Genomic DNA, 18,866 nt, shown 5'->3' on the forward strand with positions numbered 1-18,866 from the left:
TTGAATCAAATTTGGGAAAGTGGTAGACTGTTTCATAGGGACGCTCCTTTTTAAATTGTTTGTGTCGTAACAACAATTTTACTAAAAGGGCGTCCTTTTTTGTAGTTTTTTAATGGATTTAATTGGTTAATCAACACTCTTGCTCTAGCATATAAAAATGGATGGATGCCCTCCTTATTTTCCTCCTTTTGGATTAAAAATGATGTCCGTAGTCTTTCTTCATCACGAAATAAGGACGAACTCGAAAAGCATCCTTAACTATAGAATGTTGATAGTTTGTAACAAACAGACCTCCACCTTTCGTCTATGGGAATTATAATGGAAGTTATATCGTGAAGATATTCACAAACTAGTAAAGGTTAGGTGAGTACGATGCAACATCCCCATACAACCATTGACTACAGCGAAGACCCGTTTATTGTTATCTGGGAGGTTACTAGAGCATGTGAATTGAAATGCGTACACTGTCGTGCAGACGCTCAAACAAAACCTCATCCTCTTGAGTTAAGCCATGAAGAAGGGAAGAGGCTTATTGGTGATATTTATGATATGAATAAGCCTATGCTCGTTTTTACGGGTGGAGATTGTATGATGAGAGAGGATTTATTTCAATTAGCGGAGTATGCTGTTAATAAAGGAATGCGGATGTCCATGACCCCAAGCGCAACGGAAAATGTCACAATTGATAAGATGGAAAGGGCGAAAGAGGTTGGTCTTTCTCGTTGGGGATTTAGTCTTGATGGTCCTACTCCTAAGGTCCATGATCATTTCCGTGGAACCCCAGGCTCGTTTGATTTAACTGTAGAGAAGATTCGCTATTTAAATGAATTGAACATGCCGTTACAAATTAATACGGTGATTTCTCGATATAATATCGATGTCATTGAAAAATGGCTGACTTAGTCGAAGAGCTTGGAGCAGTAATGTGGTATATCTTTTTACTGGTTCCAACAGGTCGAGGACAACAGGAAGATTGTTTAACGCCTATTGAGCATGAAAAAGTATTCCTTTGGCTTTATGAACTAAGCAAAAGAGCTCCATTTGATATAAAAACAACGGCTGCCCAGCATTACCGCCGGGTCGTGCTTCAGCAGAAGATGAAAGAAAAAATAATTTCAAGAACAGATATTCGCTATGAAGACACGATGACAAGTAAATCGATGTCTATTAAGGATGGATTAAAACGCGCACCTAAAGGGGTTAACGATGGAAATGGGTTTATTTTTGTTTCCCATACAGGAGATGTGTCGCCAAGTGGGCTACTGCCATTAGTGGCAGGAAATGTAAGGGAGGAGCCACTGAAAGAGATCTACCGTCATTCTCCTATTTTAAAAGAGCTACGTAATCCTGATGCTTATAAAGGAAAATGTGGCGTTTGTGAGTATCGTTATATTTGCGGAGGATCACGCTCTCGTACGTATGCCGTGACGGGTGATTATTTAGAAAGTGAACCGTATTGTGTTTATATTCCAGAAGCTTTGCGAAAAAGAAAGCAGCGAGTATAAACGGACATAAAAAGGAATAAACACAATTAAGTAAAAGTTATAGGGAGCCATAACAAAGGAGCTCCTATATGAAACTATCAGAAATACAACCGCAACAGTATGAACAGCTACACAGTGAACATTCTTATTGGGATGAAAAAATAAAAGCAATTGCCCAAAAGGAACAATTACCTTTCGAGACCCTTTGTCGCTTTTCTTATGGTGGGACTATCGTCTATAGCCTAGATGAACGAGTGGTTATAAAGTTATTTCCCTCTTTCGACCAACAAGAGTTCCTCATTGAGCAAGAGATTCTTCAGCATCTAAAGCATCATCCTCTTCCCGTCGAGGTCCCTGAGCTGATTGGAGTAGGGAAATTTGAAGGTTGGAGCTATGTCACGATGAATCAGGTTGAAGGGAATCTTCTAGTTGAGCTATGGGACGCGCTTTCATTTAATGAAAAAAAGCTGATTGCCTGTGATTTAGGGCTGTTAATCCAAAAAGTACATGCTCTTCCGACAGGTTCATTAGTCGAAAGTGAGATTAAATGGGAACAATTTATTACGGAGCAGTGGATAGGGTAAGACCACATCATCAACAAATGGGATTGTCTTCTAGCCTTCTAGAAATGGTCGAGCCTTATGTCCGAGAAGAAAACATTCAGTTATGTCCTCAAAAGGTGTTATTAACAGGGGAATATACGCCATTTAATTTACTCATGAAAAAGCGAGAAGGATCTTGGCGACTGCATGGGCTCATCGATTTTGCTGATTGCTTTTTAGGGGATGCAACCTACGACTTATTAGGGCCAATCATGTTTATGTTTTTTACAGAGGAAGGTCTTACCCAGCAATTTTTAGAGAGCTATGGATATAAAGGATCTAAAGAGCAGTTGATGACCTATTTATTGCTTCATCGCTTTAGTGACCTTCCATACTATATGTCCAAAAGTGACTCTTCACAGGAAGCCAAGACAATTGAGGAGCTTGAGGATGTGTTTTTTTAGGACTCTTTTTTTCTGCATTGTCGTTATTAAAAATTATGGTTGAGGGATTCCATTTTTATTGTGTTGATTTTGTTAAAAAAATACATCAAAACCTATCTTATTTTCGATTTTTATACTGTCGCGAAACAGACTATTTATGCTTCTTCGCTATTTAGTATTTAGTTCAAACAACTATGTAGGTTTCGGAACTCAATCAATTATTCTTGTAACAGGTGGTGAATGCTGAGCGAGCAATTGAACTCATTCCCTTGTCCGGTTTGGTTTTTCGCTTGTTTTAATCAATATGTAGAATCCTGACATTAAGCTAAAATGGTAGCATCAATTGAACCCTAGAAAATTGTCTTGTCAACACTAAATAGCGAAGAGCCCTATTTATATGTAAAAGCAGATGCTCTCTGCTTATTTTTTTGCTTGATTAATTGCCCACCCCCTAGAAATATCAATGATAAGGTTTAACATATCAAATTTTATTTGCTGAAAAAACTTTAAATCACTAGCAAAGGCAGGAGATTTGTTAATTTTCCCGAATCTAGTTAGCTTGGGGAAAATACTACTCTTAAGGAGAATTCTATGAAACTTAAAATAATCCATACTAATGATCTTCATAGTCATTTTGACCAGTTTTCACGCGCAGCTTCCCTGATTGATGCTCATCGAGATGAACATACATTGCTTCTAGACGGCGGCGATTTTGCAGACTTCAAAAGTATCGAGCTTCAGGGAACAAGGGGCATGGCGGCAGTGGAATTATTAGAATCACTAGGCTATGACGCTCTAACGATTGGAAATAACGAAATGTTCAATGGTCCGGATACACTAGAATATATGGCCCTTAACAGCAAGGTTCCATTTATCAGTAATAATTTACTCAAGAAGGATCTTACATCTTTTCAGAGTGTTTTCAAAAGTATAGTAACTGTAAAAAACAATCTCCGAATTATGATTACAGGATCGTCTCCCGATTTAGGGGGCTTCAATGATGGTTTAGGTATTCATATTTCCAACTATAAAACGGCTCTAATTGAAGAATTGAATAAAAAACGTGGGCTATATGATATCTGTATTCTCCTAAGTCATATCGGAACGGTTGCTGATGAAGAATTAGCAAAGGAAGTACCCGAAATCGATGTAATTCTTTCAGCGCACGACCATCAGCTTTATTCCGAAGCCAAGACGATGAATGGGACTATCCTCAATAGTGCAGGCAGCTATGGTGACTATATTGGCATTGTTGAACTAGAAGTAAAGGATTCGTTGGTGAAGCTGCTGCATTCGGCTACTATCCCCACGAGAAATAGTGATCAACATTCAACAATCTTGTCCATTTTAGCAAAAAATAAAGAAAAAGCAATTGAGCAATTAAGTCGTCCACTTTATGAATTAGCCCGGCCCTTATGGCATGACGTAATGGAAGAAAATCCACTGTCCAATTTGATTGCAGATGGTCTAAAAGATATGTTGGACGGGGATTTAGGTTTGATTAATAGTGGTATTTGTAATGCTGGCGTTTTCCACTATATATCTCAGAAGAAATTAATAGAGATTTGTCCATCCCCTTTAAACCCAACTTCAATTGAAATAAAAGGGAAATATATCAAAGCGGCCCTGCAGCAGTCACTAGATGCTCAAGTTTGTTTAGCAGATGGTAAAGGTCCAGGATTTAGAGGGAAGTTTGTAGGGAGTTTACATATTTCAGGTGCAGAAATCACCCATGATGGAAGAAAGGTGCTAGAGGTATTTGTAGGGGAGCGGCCACTTGAAGATGAAGAATGGTACACGGTCGCCACTTCCGATTATTTACAGCGAGGATCTGGCTACCCGCCTCTTTCAAATAATCAAAATGAACTGTATCGACCAGAAGAAATTAAAGATGTCATTAAACTGTATGGACAAAAACAAGAATTCATGGAGAAGGCAACGATAAGGCGTTGGAAAAAGAGAGCGGGAATCTCGGTGTAACCATATAGAAAAGGGTGCCACGTGACGTTTAACAGGTTTCGTTAGGAGGAGCAAATAAAAAAATACGTTTTGGTTCGCCTCGAAAGCCTCAAGAAAATCACATAAAAAACGCTGTTGATTCTCACTTCAACAGCGTTTTTTAAAACTAAACCTTACCGTCAGTAAAGAGATTTGTCATTTACTATTCTTGTGTGTCTTCGTCATTTTTGTATTCTAAAATATCCCCTGGTTGACAATCTAAAGCCCTACAAATGGCTTCTAAGGTTGATAATCGAATTGCTTTTGCCTTTGCATTTTTCAATATAGAGAGATTAGCCATCGTTATTCCAACCCTCTCCGAAAGTTCTGTCACGCTCATTTTTCTTTTAGCCAGCATCACATCAATATTGATTATTATCGCCATAATATTCACCTCAGACTGTTAAATCATTTTCAGATTTTATATTTATTGCTTCTTGTAATAGTTTTTGTAGCACAGCAGCAAAGACAGCAATCACAAATGAAGCAAAAATAATGACCATTCCGAGTAGTATGATTCCTGGGGCGTCGTCTACCTCCGCTATGAGATAGAAAAATGGCATGCCAGTCACATACAAAATACTAATTGTAATTGCACAGTTTTTTATATTTTTTAACGACTTTACGGATAATTCCGAGAACGCTTTGTTCTTGTCAATATAGTTTAAAAGTCTTAAAGCCTGGTACAATGCAACGAAAAACGCTATCGCGGTCGTATACCCACCGACTAAAACGAGATATTGCAAATAAGCCCATTCTATATGCATTTCTGCGACTTCACCTGCTAGCCAAGGTAACCCATAGATACACAAAACAAGAACAGGAGTTCCGATAATAAAAACAGCTAGTTTTAAAAACAATGTTGTTCCTTGTTTCATAAAAAGCACCTCACATATTTATTGATAATGATATTTTAAGGTAAAATATATCGTTTTTCAATAAAAAAACATTGAATTTTATTATTCTTTTATTGTTGTGTAGAAACGTTTTGTTTTGAACAAAAATAAAAATGCTCTTTAATTAAGGCTCTCTTCGTATACATTGTGGCTATTTCATTATATTTTGATTAAATCTTCCATTTCACTGTTGAATTCTATTAAAAACAGTCGGATCTAGCTACAGTGGCTTGAGGCTCGGGTCAAATGAATAACTCTCCAGTGATGCAGGCATCACCTCCGAGCTCTTCATTTGCCTGTCGCCTCAAAGCGAGCCACTTCCGCTTTTCATGATCTAGCTACAGTGGCTAGGGACTATGGCATTTGTCAGCCCACTACGTGAAGCAGGCTTCACTGCGTGTACTTCCAGATGCCTGCCGTCCCTGGGCGAGCCACTTCCGCTTTTCGTAAATGATGCCCGGAACAAAGCTATATCATAGATGATAAACGGATTCGAAAAGCCACAAACTTTGCGAAAACAGCCATTATTTAAAGCTAATCTGCATATTCTACCAAAATATTTAAGCTACTTCACATATGTTTTCTAAGTGCACGATAAATACTGTTATAAAAAAACTACACAAAGAGTTAAAATAATACTATTAAGTTAATAATTAATAAAAAATAGCGTGAATTCGTATGTGAATTCACGCTAAAATTGTTAAGTGACAAAAAAGCGAGTCGTTCTATTCAACAATCGGGCTATTATATGTAGTATGATTTTCCACCGTATTCAACGTAAGTAAAGATACGAAAAATGCCAAATTTGTATCTTTGTAGAAGCATTATATATAGTAAGTAATTATAGTTATTAACGTTAACAAACATAGGACTTTACGTGGAGGGGTGGGTATGATAGGCTTGGATGCCTGATGAAACAACGGCTTCAGGCTTTCAAGACCAACCATGCCCACAGAGGCTCCACGTCAAGTTCTTAACCGCTTATCTATGGTTACATGGAAACAATGATAAAGGATGCATCATATCAATGTTTTGGATCGGATACTATATATAACAGACTGATTGTTGAATATTTGAATTAGAGGTAACTTAAACATTTATTGTTTTTATCCTAAATTGAAATACGAAGGAATGTACTTAAAATAAGATGAAGTTATTTTGCTAAGCTATTAAAACATCGAATTATTTTTAGGGGAGATTAAAAATAGGACAATCAATAAGGATGTAATCGATAAAGTTTTGCTGTGATCAACAGAACTTCCGTCATTTCCCGTAATGTTAAAAAAGTAAAATCCAACGAAAATAGCACTGAATAGCCAACTATTGTTATTTATTTCGGTGCTACTTAAGGCTTACTCTTTAACTTGGAATAATATTTTTTAACAGTACGCAAAAAAGAAAACCCTCTCACACAAGAATGGAGAAGACTTTCTCTTTTGTTTACCTATTTGCCTGTTCAGTAAACGGTTTGGCTAACGTAGAAGGAAAAACTTTCTCTCCTAAACCATAAAATTCACAAAAGCTCATAATAAGCGGCTTCCATTTATCTGAATCGATATGATTTTTTCCATCATCCGTTAATAGGCTAGACTCGATATGTGCTTTTACTATATTCATCTCTATTGCCTTCATTGCACTAGGTTGTTCAAATGAATATACATTTTTAACTACTGCTTCTAATTGAACGGGACATTCCTTTACTCGAGGAGCATTTACTTCTCTGGAAGGCTGCTTTGTGAATCCAGCAATTTCAAATTTGTTTTTTTCAAATTGGTATCCCATATCTTTTTTATATTGAGGGATAGGTGTTTTTCCAGTTAGAAGAGCTAAACGATCTACCTTTTCGACAAGTTCAACCGAGGGAAGGTTTAAGACACATTCCTTTTCTATAAGAAGATTTTCCACTGTCTTAGAATTCCCGCTCATCCCTACCATGCAAGATTGTCCCATCCACCACACAGATGAGATAGGAGCTAAATTATTTGAGCCATCAGCATTTCTTGTACTAACAAGGACAACAGGGGTACCAAAGTATAAGATTTTCGGGTTAATAACTTTGTGCATTATATCTCTCCTTCACATTTCATTTCACAGTCTCATTATACTCTGTGAAGGAAGTGTGAAACTTTTGATATCTTGCTGTCTCATTTACTTAGTCTTTTGTTGCCTCTTCCTGTACTGAGAGGGTGTCAAGTTGTTTTTCTTTTTAAACAGCGTTGTAAAATATGAGATATTCATAATTCCGACATCTAAACTAATTTGTGTGATGGATTTCTTAGTGTGTGAGAGAAGGATTGCGGCCTTTTCTAACCGGATTTTTTGAATATATTCTAAGGGACTTTCTCCTTTCACACGTTTAAACATTCTTTGAAGATGAAAAGGACTTCGATGATGTTCACTTGCTATTCCTTCTAATGTTAAATGGTGATGATAGTGTTGGTCAATCCAATGAACAACTTCTTCCACCCATTCTTCTTCTGGCCACAACAGTTGATCCGGCTTACAACGTTTGCAAGGACGAAAGGGAAAGGAATCCAATTCGTCTGGATCTTTAAATACCACCACATTCTCCAGATTAGGAATTCTAGATTTACAGGAAGGACGACAATAAACCCCAGTGCTTTTAACAGCATAATAAAATTCACCGTCAAAAGCAGAATCATTTTCAACTATTGCTTTCCATTGACGATCTTTAATGGATTCAATCCCCATCATAACGAACTCCCTTCGATCCATCTAAATGCTTCCATTTTACTCTAATTTATGAACAAAACCCACTCCCTGCATTACTTTACCGAGTAATAAAAGGAATGGGTTTTCTATGTTAGAATGCTCCTTGGGAAGTAGATGCTTTTAGTAACCATCTATATTTACCAAGCTATAAGGGTAATTCTTACCTTAAAGAAAATACCAATTACATGGCTAGTTTTAGCAAATTGATACTTGCGTTTATATCTCTATCATGGTGGGTGAGGCACTCGGGACAATTCCATTATTTCTATTGTTTGAACCCTTCTTTTTGCGTGCCAAAGAACATTGAAGAAAAGCTAGTCTTTTTTCAGCCTTTCTCAACCATTTAGGATTTTCGTATTTTTTACCCGTTAGATAATAGTGCAAAATCTTTCAGCCCAACATCAACATCTACCTTAGTATCAAGTTTAAGATACAACTATTCATTTTCTTCTACTAAAACAGCAGCGAAATACTTGTTAGTAAGGGTTTTAGAAATCGTTACTGACTTAATCAAGCTGGAAAATGGTCTGTGTTGCTTAATTCTTACTAGTGTCTTTAGTTTTGGTAGTTTGATATAACCATTTTCCATGTATACCGTTTCTTTTTGGTTGTTCGTCGTGTAACTATGGTGATGTTCCTTTTTACTTTTGAACTTTGGGAATCCGCCTGACTTATCACGAAAGAAAGTAGCGTATGCCTTGTTTAGATTCATTTGTGCATTGGCTAAAGCAAGACTATCCACTTCCTTTAGAAACGGAAATTCAGGTTTGTATTGTGCAGGAGTAGGATACTTGACAGATTGATCCATGCTTTCTTGAGATTCTTGATAAGAACTAATTCTGTCATCAAGTATTTTGTTGTAGACAAATGGTACACATCCGAAGGTTTTTGCGAACAATATTCGTTGTTCCTTCTTCGATAGATACGATACTTATAGGCTTTCAACATCACCTACACCTACTTTTTTCCTTGTTTTTAATGTACTGTTGAATGATTTCTATAGAAGCACCACCCGCTGGAATCAAACAGAAGCTTCTTGACCAAAACATTTTTTTCAAAAGCTTTTTGCGAATCAAAGGAAAGTCACGTTTTATCAATCGAGAACTGGTACTCTTATAAGCATTTAGAAACTTTGATCTTTCACTAGTAGGATGTGCCTTGAACATGACGTGTATAGGGTCTTTATCGTGGTTCCAGCCTTTAACCGAAATAGTATATGACTGAGCTATTCCTACAAATTTTTTTTTTGCCTAGTTTGACCTATCAGCATCAAATACTTGTCTACGATGTTTCACTACCAAGAAAAGATGATCATACAATAAGAATACGGAGGGATTATGGTAAACTACTGAAGAAATGTTAAGCCACGCAAATTCGCCAATCTATTTAAAGGATAGCATTAATCATGCGGAGGCATTGATTCGAATTCAATCTTCATAACTGCTTTAAAATTATTATAGAAATAAGTTGTTTACATAATTGGGGGAAACTTTGTATGAAAAAAGAGGATATACAATGTGAGACATTGTGAAGCACAGGGGCAACCTTCGGGGTCACCACTAACAGAAAAGGGTTTTATACAAGCGAAATATCTATCTGACTTTTTATCAAATACTAAAATTGAACGTATCAAATCAATCCCTTTTTTACGTGCAATTCAATCAGTGGAACCAACAAGTAAGGAAATATACATAAAAATAGAAATTGAAGAATGTTTGTCAGAACGTATAATAAGTACACTGGATTTCCCAAATTGACCTGAAAAACTTAAAGTAACATTCAATATTTTGGAGTTGAAATTTGATGGAAGTGAGTCGAGTAAAGAAGCTATGAGCCGAATAGTAAACGTAGTACATGAGGTTTTTAAAAGTGAATCTGAAAACACTATAATTGTTATTCACGGAAATTTAATGTCTCTTTTGCTAAGGCTCTTTTCGTATACTTTGTTGCTATTGGCACAAAGAAAAAACAGGTAGTAAGGTTTTTTCGACGGATTTCTTATTTTTTTATCTAGAAATGGAGAAATTTTCATTAGGAAAAGAGCACGAAGTCATACAAATCAAGGGATATATTCCTATTCGAAAAGCCACAATCTTTGCGAAAACAGCCTTTGCTAAAGAATTTTGATAACAACTTTGATTTTGATTGTTGGAAGACTTTTAGTAATCCTGATGTGTTTGTATTGATTAACACCAACAATGAAGTGGGTTTGGAACATTTATGGGAAGAGGAATTAATAAAAAAATAGTAAATTTGGAATTTGTTTTGTTCAATTAAAGAGCGCGATTGTGAGGTAGCATATAGATTTAATCGACATTATTCTTATATTTTTAGGTGAATTGGAGTATCTTACATCAAAAATTAAACAAGCATAACCCCGTCCTAAATTTATAGCGGGGTTATGCTTGATTAGGGTTTAATATAAACTATCTATATTGTTACTTTACAAAAATCTCATTGCGATGTACTTTTTTTTCATCGTAGGGCTTTTTATAATTATTTCATTTTAAACGAACTCTTCAACGAAACAATTCGGTTAAAGACAATATAATCATCTGTCGAATGTTTTGAATCAACATTAAAGTAGCCGTGACGGAAAAATTGGAATTTCTCTTGTGGAGAAACGTCTTTCATATTCGGCTCAATGAATCCGTTCAGAACCTCTAGTGATTGTTCATTCACACGTTCTAGGAAATTTTTATCACTAGTGGCTTCTACATCATCAAGAATAAGTGGCTCATATAAACGGAATTCTGCTGGGACCGCTTGACTCGCGTCGACCCAATGTAGTGTTCCTTTTACTTTTCTACCGGTAAAGCCACTCCCACTTTTCGTCTCCACATCATACGTACAATGAAGCTCACAGACATGCCCGTCCTCATCTTTAATGACATCTTCGCATTTGATGAAATACGCATGCTTTAAGCGTACTTCATTACCAGGGAAGAGACGGAAGTATTTTTTGGGTGGATTTTCCATAAAATCTTCTTGTTCGATATAAATCTCACGAGAAAATGGAATTTGGCGAATCCCCATATCAGGATTTTCTGGATTAATTTCGGCATCGAGCATCTCAACTTGTCCTTCTGGGTAATTTGTGATGACGACTTTTAAAGGACGAAGAACCCCCATCGTACGTGGCGCTTTTAGTTTCAGGTCTTCACGAACGAAATGATCGAGCATTTGTTCATCTACTGCGCCAGATCCTTTTGAGACGCCTGTTGCATAAACAAACTCTCGAATGGCCTCTGGTGTAAACCCACGACGACGTAAGCCTGATATTGTTGGCAGACGAGGGTCATCCCAACCATCAACAAAATTTTCGTCGACAAGTTGCTTTAACTTTCGTTTACTCATGACGGTATTTGTTACATTCAAACGGCCAAATTCGATTTGTTGTGGTTGAGTCTCCATTTCACATTCTGCTGTTACCCAGTAGTAAAGTGGGCGATGATCTTCGAATTCCGTTGTACATAAAGAATGCGTCACATTTTCAAGTGCATCTTCAATCGGGTGGGCATAATCATACATCGGGTAAATACACCATTTCTCGCCAGTATTATGGTGGGATACATGCGAAACTCGGTACAGAACAGGATCTCGTAGGTTAATATTCGGAGAGCTCATATCGATTTTGGCACGTAATACTTTTGTTCCGTTTTCGAATTCTCCATTTTTCATCCGCTCGAACAGGTCAAGGTTTTCATCAACTGATCGATTACGGTAAGGACTATCTTTTCCAGGATCAGTAAGTGTTCCTCGGTACTCACGAATTTCTTCAGCCGTTAAGTCATCCACATAGGCTTTTCCTTTTTTTATGAGTAAGAGAGCACGCTCATACATTTCATCGAAGTAATTTGAAGCGAATAAAAGATTGTCCCAATCATATCCTAACCAAGCAACATCTTCTTTTATAGAATCAACATATTCTTGGTCTTCCTTTAACGGATTTGTATCATCAAATCGTAAATTTGTTTTTCCGTTAAATTCATCAGCAAGTCCAAAATTAATCACAATCGATTTAGCATGACCGATATGAAGGTACCCGTTTGGCTCTGGTGGAAAGCGAGTAATAACCTCTTTTCGTTTTCCGGACTCTAAATCTTCCTTGATAATCGTTTTAATAAAGTTAGAGTTTTCCAACTAAATCAACCCTTCCCGTTTATGTATATCTGATCTTCATCAGAAGTAATCAAGCATAATGTTTTATTATAGCAAATGTGCAAACGGATGAAAATAAGTCTCTCTTAAAGTTTTTCCACGATGAAAGAGAAGTAAACGAGAAGTTTAGTGGCCGTCATTTATTCAAACGCTAGAACGGCAAGCAATCTAAAGAGTTTATTTCTGTTGATGAGGCTCTTTTCAAGGGAGCTAATAATCTCCTCATTTAAGAGAACGATTTAGGAAATAGGTGCTTCCTCTATTGGACCCGAGGTTGGAAAGGGCCATTGAATTAAGCAAGCGGAGCGCGGTGTATCGTGAAGGTATTTGTGGAAGTAAGAGAGCATGACATATGACGTTTGCTATCCCCTCATTTTGTGTAGAGGTTTTTAAAATAGTGGAGGGAGAACTAATTACGATTAAATAATGGAGAGGAATATCGGGGAAAAGCATTTTTCCAACCACTTGAAATAACATGTTTTTCTGTTTTTAAGTCTGTGAAATAGGATTGTGAAAGCCTTCCTCTTCGTTATTTTTTGACCGGATGAGTTGCTGAAATACAGGGTCAATGGACAAAGTACCTGAAATATTCTTTACTTCTATAATTTGGAGAAAGTTAAGGGGATAACGAGTGTATCGATCTGAAAGAAGGAATCTCCCAGTTGAAAACGAAGGTCGTGGAATAGATGGAAATTACTTTCAAGAGCCTGCAAGTAGAAATCTACGGTTTTTCCCCTACCATAACCCGTTAGCCATTTAGCTAAATCATTTTGGATTATCTCCTGTTTAGGATGTGATCTCGGCAACCGTCTCAATAGTGCTTCACAACCAGTAGGATCAGCCTCCATTGTCTTCGTATGTTCGCCTTAACGAGTGAATCTCCCTTAATTTATAGAAGGAGAATAGGGTTTTTATGAAGAGGAACTGGATATAAGAGGTTTATTCAGTAGAATTGTGGCAGAAATTGAAACTAATACTGCGGTCGTGAAGAGGTATGTTGCACATCCCCGAAAAGCAAGTCACCCCAGGAAATATTTCAGGAAATAACTACCTCCTGCATGCAAATTCCAACGACAAATCTCCATCGTTAAAATAATCAGAAAATATAAACTTTTATAACACAAATCTCAATTCATACGTATTTTATTCATTGGAAAAATGGACTAGACAAACAATCGAAAAAATAAGGGAGGTAAATCTTGTATATTCATTCACAATCTTTTATATCTGTACATAAAATTCGTGAAATATTTCACAATTAAAAAGACGCCCCCATCACAGAAAGCGTTTACAAAGCGCGCTACAATAAGGATGTAAACAAAAAGACATTCTCAAGGAGGGACGCAAAATGAAATACCCACTCCATGTTAGATCAGAAATCGGAGAACTAAAAACTGTTATCTTACACCGACCAGGAAGAGAAGTTGAGAATTTAACACCCGAATATTTACAACGATTGTTGTTTGATGATATTCCTTTTCTTCCAGCTATACAAAAGGAACATGATTATTTCGCAAATGCACTCCGTAATCGAGGTGTAGAGGTTTTATATTTAGAAACACTTGTCGAAGAAGCGCTTCATACGGAGAAACTTCGTGAACAGTTCATTGATCAAATGCTTGAAGAAAGTAAATCGAATATTAACGGTGCACGACAAAACTTGAAGGATTATTTACTTAGTGGAACTACGAAGGAAATGATTGAAAAGGTGATGTCTGGCGTACTGAAAACGGAAATTGAACAAGATAAGAAAGTTCATTTATACGAATTGATGGCGGATCATTATCCATTCTATTTAGATCCAATGCCTAACTTGTATTTTACAAGAGATCCAGCTGCCGTTATTGGACCTGGGATCTCGATTAATAAAATGAATGAGAGTGCAAGGGTAAGAGAATCGATTTTCATGGACTATATTATGAAGTATCATCCACGATTTGCGAGCCATGATATTCCGAAATGGATTACACGGGATTCTCGCTTTTCAATGGAGGGCGGCGATCAGCTTGTACTGGATAAGCACACCGTTGCTGTCGGAGTGAGTGCACGGTCGACGGCTCAAGGCATCGAAAAAATGGCCGTAAATCTTTTTAAAAACCAGAAGGATATTACGAAGGTTATAGCTGTTGAAATTCCGAAATCCCGAGCATTCATGCACCTTGATACAGTCTTTACAATGGTTGATTACGATAAATTTACCATTCATCCAGCCATCCAAGGGCCAGAAGGAAATATGCGAATTTTTATCCTTGAAAAAGGGGAAGAAGAAGGACGAGTCAAGATTGCCGAACGCAGCAACTTAGCAGAGACCTTAAAAGAGGTTCTTGGATTAGAAAATATTGTCTTAATTCCATGTGGTGGTGGTGATCCAATTGCAGCAGCACGTGAGCAATGGAATGACGGATCTAATACACTAGCCATTGCCCCGGGAGTCGTGATGACATATGACCGGAACTATGTTTCTAATGAACTATTAAGACAGCACGGTTTAGAGGTAATTGAAATACCAAGCTCGGAGCTTTCAAGAGGTCGTGGAGGCCCGCGTTGCATGAGTATGCCAATCTACCGTGAAGACATTTAGTGAAAGCTGTTTTAGTGGAAATACAATTATGGTGCAATCAGCGAATTTTTTAAAAATGAAGAGTTCTTTTCTGATCCATCGACAGCTGTAAAAATAGTAAAGGCTTCCGAAGAGAGCTTAATTAAAAGGGAGAGAAAAAACATGAACTTAAAAAAACGCAACTTCTTAACATTAAGAGATTACACTTCTGAAGAGATTGAATACCTCATCGATACGTCCATTGCCTTTAAAAATTTAAAAAATGAAGGCGTTCCACATCGCGTTCTAGATGGAAAAAATATTGCGCTATTATTTGAAAAACCTTCAACTCGGACACGTTGTGCTTTTGTTGTTGCATGTGTGGACTTAGGGGCTCATCCTGAATATTTAGGCAAAAATGATGTTCAGTTTGGGAAAAAAGAATCGGTAGAAGATACGGCGATTGTGCTTGGACGCATGTTTGATGGAATTGAATTCCGTGGCTTTAAGCATGAAACAGTTGTAGGGTTAGCCGAGTTTGCTGGCGTACCAGTATGGAACGGACTAACGGATCTTTATCATCCAACACAAATTTTGGCGGACTTTATGACAATCAAAGAAAAACTTGGACACTTAAAAGGCGTGAAGTTTGCTTATGTCGGAGACGCTAGAAATAATATGGGTAACTCTTTATTAATTGGAGCGGCAAAGATGGGCATGGATTTCCGTGCCATTGCACCAAAAGAACTATTCCCATCTGATGAAATCGTTACTTATGCTAAGGAGCTAGCGAAAGAAACAGGCGCTAAGATCACCTTAACTGAGGATGTAGCAGAAGGTGTGGAAGGAGCAGATGTCATTTACACAGATGTGTGGGTTTCAATGGGTGAAGAAGCTCAATATGAAGAACGAATCAACATGTTAAAATCATACCAAGTAAATAAAACCATGATGGATTTAACAGGTAAAGATCATACGCTCTTTATGCACTGTTTACCAGCTTTTCATGATCTTGAGACGGCAGTAGGTCGAGAGATTAATGAAAAATATGGTCTAACAGAAATGGAAGTTTCGGATGAGGTGTTCCGAAGTAAGAATTCTGTGGTTTTTGATGAGGCAGAAAATCGGATGCATACCATTAAAGCGGTCATGGCAACAACATTAGCGGAAGGTGATATTGATGAGCTTTTTAAACGAAGAGAGGTTACTAGCGCAACTTAAAAAAAATGAATCTGAGCTTCACGAATCCCTAAAACAACTTGTATCGATTCCAAGTGTCCTTGATGAGACTTCTCCAAACACATCGTTTGGAGAAGGCATCCAACTAGCGTTAGAGCAAACACTTCAATTATGTGAAGATCTAGGATTTCGAACATTTTGTGATCCAAAAGGATATTACGGCTATGCTGAAATCGGTGAAGGCGAAGAGATGGTGGGAATACTCGGCCATCTCGATGTCGTCCCGGCTGGAAATTTAAGTAGCTGGAACTCTCCTCCATTTGAGCCAATCATTAAAGAAGGGAAAATGTTCGGAAGAGGAACGCAGGATGATAAGGGACCTACTCTCGCAGCGGTGTATGCGGCGAAGACCTTAATGGATCTTGGCCTTTCCTTTCCAAAACGCCTTCGCTTTATTTTTGGAACAGATGAAGAAACACTTTGGCGTTGTATGAGTAGGTATCAAGAGCAGGAAGAAATGCCAAACATGGGCTTTGTCCCAGACTCTAGCTTTCCGCTTACCTTCGCAGAAAAAGGTTTGCTACAGCTTCACTTAAGCGCTGAAAATACATCAAATCTCCTTCTTGAAGGAGGGAATGCATTTAACGCGGTACCGGATCAAATTCGTTACAAGGGGACAGATCAAGTCAAACTAGCGTCTGTTTTAAAGGAGTTGAACTACAAGTATGAGCAGGATTCCACAGGAGTTACCGTATTTGGGAAATCAGCTCATGCTCAAGTACCTGAAGAAGGAATCAATGCGATTAGTCGCTTAGCGATTGCGTTGAAAAGGCTGGGAAATCAGTCGAAAGCCATTCAATTTATCGCAGAAATGATCGGTGAAGATTCTTATGCAAGTAAGATATTCGGTCAATGCGAGGATTCTGTAAGTGGAAAATTAAAATTTAACATCGGGAAATTGGAACTGAATGAGAAAGAGAAGCTCTCCATTGATATTCGAATTCCTGTCACTACCGATAAATCAACAATTGTTGATAAGCTACAGAAAGTAGCGCAAAGTTATGGTCTTGAATATCAAGAGTTTGATTGGTTACCTTCAATTTATGTGCCACTAGATCATGTGTTAGTGAAAACACTGATGAAGATTTACCAAGAGGAGACAGGGGATGTAACGTCAAAGCCGATTTCAGCAGGTGGTGCAACGTATGCTCGAGCGGTTGAGAATTCGGTAGCGTTTGGTGCGATGTTTCCAGGTCGACCAAAGGTGGAACACCAACCAAATGAATATATCGATTTAGCGGATCTCTTTCTAGCGATGAAAATTTATAGCAAAGCCATTTATCAATTAACCCGATAGTTTAGAAAACGGAGGGTTTGACCATGAAAAAGTTCAAAATGCCTACAGCGTTTACGATCTTATTCTTAATTATTATTGCGGTAGCGATCTTAACCTGGATCGTGCCAGCAGGTCAATATGAATACGTTGATCCAACGGCTTCTACGTTAGAGCCAGTCCCAGGAACATTTTCTGAGGCGGAGCAAAATCCACAAGGTCTTTGGGAAGTACTTTATGCACCGATTAAAGGATTCTTTGATGCCCAAGATATCGCCTTGTTTGTCATAGTAATCGGTGGATTCTTAGGTATCGTCATGAAAACAGGAGCGATTGACGCAGGAATTGGAAATGTGGTTCGAAAGCTAGAGGGTCGAGAGAAAATTATGATTCCGATTTTAATGACTCTCTTTGCACTTGGAGGAACAACTTACGGAATGGCCGAAGAAACAATTGCGTTCTATCCGTTAATCATTCCGATTATCATCGCTGCGGGATATGATGCGCTCACCGCTGTACTGATCATTGCAGTAGGTTCAGGTATTGGGGTATTAGGCTCGACCGTTAATCCCTTTGCAACAGGTATTGCTTCTGGTTTTGCCGGAATTTCAATTGGGGACGGTATCGTGCTACGCTTAGTTATATTAGTCATTTCCCTGGTCATCGGTATTCTTTACGTAATGCGTTATGCAGAGAATGTGAAGAAAGATCCAAGCAAGTCTTTAGTTGCTCATTTACACAAAGAGCATAAGGAGCAGTTTTTAAAAGGAAATGACACCGTTGAAGTAGTTGAATTAACTGGAAGAAGAAAAGCCGTTCTTTGGGTATTCGGACTTACCTTCTTAATTATGATTCTAGGTGTTATTCCATGGGCTTGGAAGTTCAATATTACTCTTTTTGAAGATATAAATAATGCGATCTTGGGAGTGCCTGTGTTAGGTGATGTACTTGGAGGCGTTCTTCCATTAGGAGATTGGTGGTTTGGTGAACTAGCGCTCCTATTCTTAGTCGCTTCAATTATCATCGGCTTAATTTATCGCTTAGATGAGGAGCAGTTAACAGGCTCGTTTGTCGATGGCGCAAGAGATTTACTTGGAGTAGCACTCATTATTGGTGTATCTCGGGGAATTACGGTGGTGATGAATGATGGTGGAATGACTGCATCCGTGCTTCACTGGGGAGAAGGTCTACTAGCTGATCTTGGTTCAGTAACGTTTGCCAATCTATCATTCTTATTCTTTTTACCACTATCCTTTTTAGTCCCATCAACATCAGGGCTCGCTACGCTCTCGATGCCAATTATGGCACCACTTGCCGATTTTGCAGGTGTAGAACGAGCGATTGTCATTACGGCGTATCAATCAGCTTCTGGAATTATTAACTTAATTACCCCAACTTCAGCAGTTATTATGGGTGCTTTAGCCATTGCACGTGTACCATATGATATTTTCTTCAAATTTATGTGGAAGATTCTGATTGTCTTAACGATTTTGGTCATGCTGTTATTAAGTATTGCGGTTCTTCTATAAAAGTGAGCGGGCTTCGGGGATGCCCAAGC

At 38.0% G+C, this 18,866-nt stretch carries 14 protein-coding genes and 3 pseudogenes; 9 read left to right on the forward strand and 8 right to left on the reverse strand.

The genetic code is table 11. From position 1 onward, the window contains the following. Positions 1 to 372 precede the first annotated feature (372 nt). The 4 genes and pseudogenes from U8D43_RS17305 (at position 373) to U8D43_RS17320 (ending at position 4,449) form a co-directional block, all read left to right on the forward strand. A pseudogene (locus tag U8D43_RS17305) lies at positions 373 to 1,505 on the forward strand (TIGR04053 family radical SAM/SPASM domain-containing protein). Positions 1,506 to 1,573: 68 nt separating this feature from the next. Next, a complete protein-coding gene (locus U8D43_RS17310) occupies positions 1,574 to 2,068 on the forward strand; it encodes a phosphotransferase (RefSeq protein ID WP_335872433.1) in 495 nt (164 codons plus the stop codon). Continuing rightward, on the forward strand, positions 2,032 to 2,490 hold the full coding sequence (locus tag U8D43_RS17315) for a phosphotransferase (RefSeq protein ID WP_335872434.1): 459 nt from the start codon (positions 2,032 to 2,034) through the stop codon (positions 2,488 to 2,490). The genes U8D43_RS17310 and U8D43_RS17315 overlap by 37 nt, the downstream gene beginning before the upstream one ends. Before the next feature lie 570 nt (positions 2,491 to 3,060). After that, positions 3,061 to 4,449, forward strand: coding sequence for a bifunctional metallophosphatase/5'-nucleotidase (locus tag U8D43_RS17320; protein WP_335872435.1), 1,389 nt, complete (start codon positions 3,061 to 3,063; stop codon positions 4,447 to 4,449). A gap of 181 nt (positions 4,450 to 4,630) precedes the next feature. Here the strand turns inward: U8D43_RS17320 and U8D43_RS17325 are convergent, their stop codons facing one another. From U8D43_RS17325 to tnpA, 7 genes and pseudogenes are all read right to left on the reverse strand, one after another. Further along, entirely contained in the window at positions 4,631 to 4,852 is a 222-nt protein-coding gene (locus tag U8D43_RS17325; protein ID WP_335872436.1) for a helix-turn-helix domain-containing protein, read from the reverse strand. Positions 4,853 to 4,862: 10 nt separating this feature from the next. Continuing rightward, entirely contained in the window at positions 4,863 to 5,345 is a 483-nt protein-coding gene (locus U8D43_RS17330) for a DUF2975 domain-containing protein (protein ID WP_335872437.1), read from the reverse strand. A gap of 1,458 nt (positions 5,346 to 6,803) precedes the next feature. Further along, positions 6,804 to 7,427, reverse strand: coding sequence for a flavin reductase family protein (locus U8D43_RS17335; RefSeq protein WP_335872438.1), 624 nt, complete (start codon positions 7,425 to 7,427; stop codon positions 6,804 to 6,806). An 84-nt stretch (positions 7,428 to 7,511) separates the two neighbouring features. Then, entirely contained in the window at positions 7,512 to 8,099 is a 588-nt protein-coding gene (locus tag U8D43_RS17340; RefSeq protein ID WP_335872439.1) for a bifunctional transcriptional activator/DNA repair enzyme AdaA, read from the reverse strand. Positions 8,100 to 8,277: 178 nt separating this feature from the next. After that, a pseudogene (locus tag U8D43_RS21090) lies at positions 8,278 to 8,352 on the reverse strand (hypothetical protein); the annotation flags it as partial. A 180-nt stretch (positions 8,353 to 8,532) separates the two neighbouring features. Continuing rightward, on the reverse strand, positions 8,533 to 8,994 hold the full coding sequence (locus U8D43_RS17350; RefSeq protein WP_335872440.1) for an RNA-guided endonuclease InsQ/TnpB family protein: 462 nt from the start codon (positions 8,992 to 8,994) through the stop codon (positions 8,533 to 8,535). A gap of 49 nt (positions 8,995 to 9,043) precedes the next feature. Beyond that, positions 9,044 to 9,454, reverse strand: a pseudogene (gene tnpA / locus U8D43_RS17355) (IS200/IS605 family transposase). A gap of 159 nt (positions 9,455 to 9,613) precedes the next feature. On the opposite strand from tnpA, the gene U8D43_RS21095 reads away from it, so the two are divergent. Next, positions 9,614 to 9,853, forward strand: a complete 240-nt coding sequence (locus U8D43_RS21095) for a histidine phosphatase family protein (RefSeq protein ID WP_442893629.1) — start codon at positions 9,614 to 9,616, stop codon at positions 9,851 to 9,853. A 739-nt stretch (positions 9,854 to 10,592) separates the two neighbouring features. On the opposite strand, the gene U8D43_RS17360 is transcribed toward U8D43_RS21095, so the two are convergent. Then, the gene (locus U8D43_RS17360; protein WP_335872441.1) at positions 10,593 to 12,239 is read right to left on the reverse strand and encodes a glutamine--tRNA ligase/YqeY domain fusion protein; all 1,647 of its coding nucleotides are present in this window, start codon (positions 12,237 to 12,239) and stop codon (positions 10,593 to 10,595) included. Positions 12,240 to 13,605: 1,366 nt separating this feature from the next. Between U8D43_RS17360 and arcA the strand changes: the two genes are divergently transcribed. The 4 genes from arcA (at position 13,606) to U8D43_RS17380 (ending at position 18,837) form a co-directional block, all read left to right on the forward strand. Continuing rightward, complete coding sequence (gene arcA / locus U8D43_RS17365; RefSeq protein ID WP_335872442.1) at positions 13,606 to 14,838, forward strand: arginine deiminase; 1,233 nt, start codon at positions 13,606 to 13,608, stop codon at positions 14,836 to 14,838. A 141-nt stretch (positions 14,839 to 14,979) separates the two neighbouring features. Then, positions 14,980 to 16,017 carry an ornithine carbamoyltransferase gene (gene argF, locus U8D43_RS17370; protein WP_335872443.1) on the forward strand — a complete coding sequence of 346 codons (1,038 nt, stop codon included), beginning with the start codon at positions 14,980 to 14,982 and terminating at the stop codon, positions 16,015 to 16,017. Continuing rightward, positions 15,977 to 17,332: a M20 family metallopeptidase gene (locus tag U8D43_RS17375; RefSeq protein ID WP_335872444.1), complete on the forward strand. Its 1,356-nt coding sequence runs from the start codon at positions 15,977 to 15,979 to the stop codon at positions 17,330 to 17,332. Before argF ends, U8D43_RS17375 begins: the two co-directional genes overlap by 41 nt. Before the next feature lie 23 nt (positions 17,333 to 17,355). Then, positions 17,356 to 18,837 (forward strand): YfcC family protein, encoded by a 1,482-nt coding sequence (locus U8D43_RS17380; protein WP_335872445.1) that lies wholly within the window; start codon positions 17,356 to 17,358, stop codon positions 18,835 to 18,837. The last annotated feature ends 29 nt before the right edge of the window (positions 18,838 to 18,866 follow it).

The organism is Bacillus sp. 2205SS5-2, from assembly GCF_037024155.1.
In the GTDB taxonomy this organism is placed as follows: domain Bacteria; phylum Bacillota; class Bacilli; order Bacillales; family Bacillaceae_K; genus Bacillus_CI.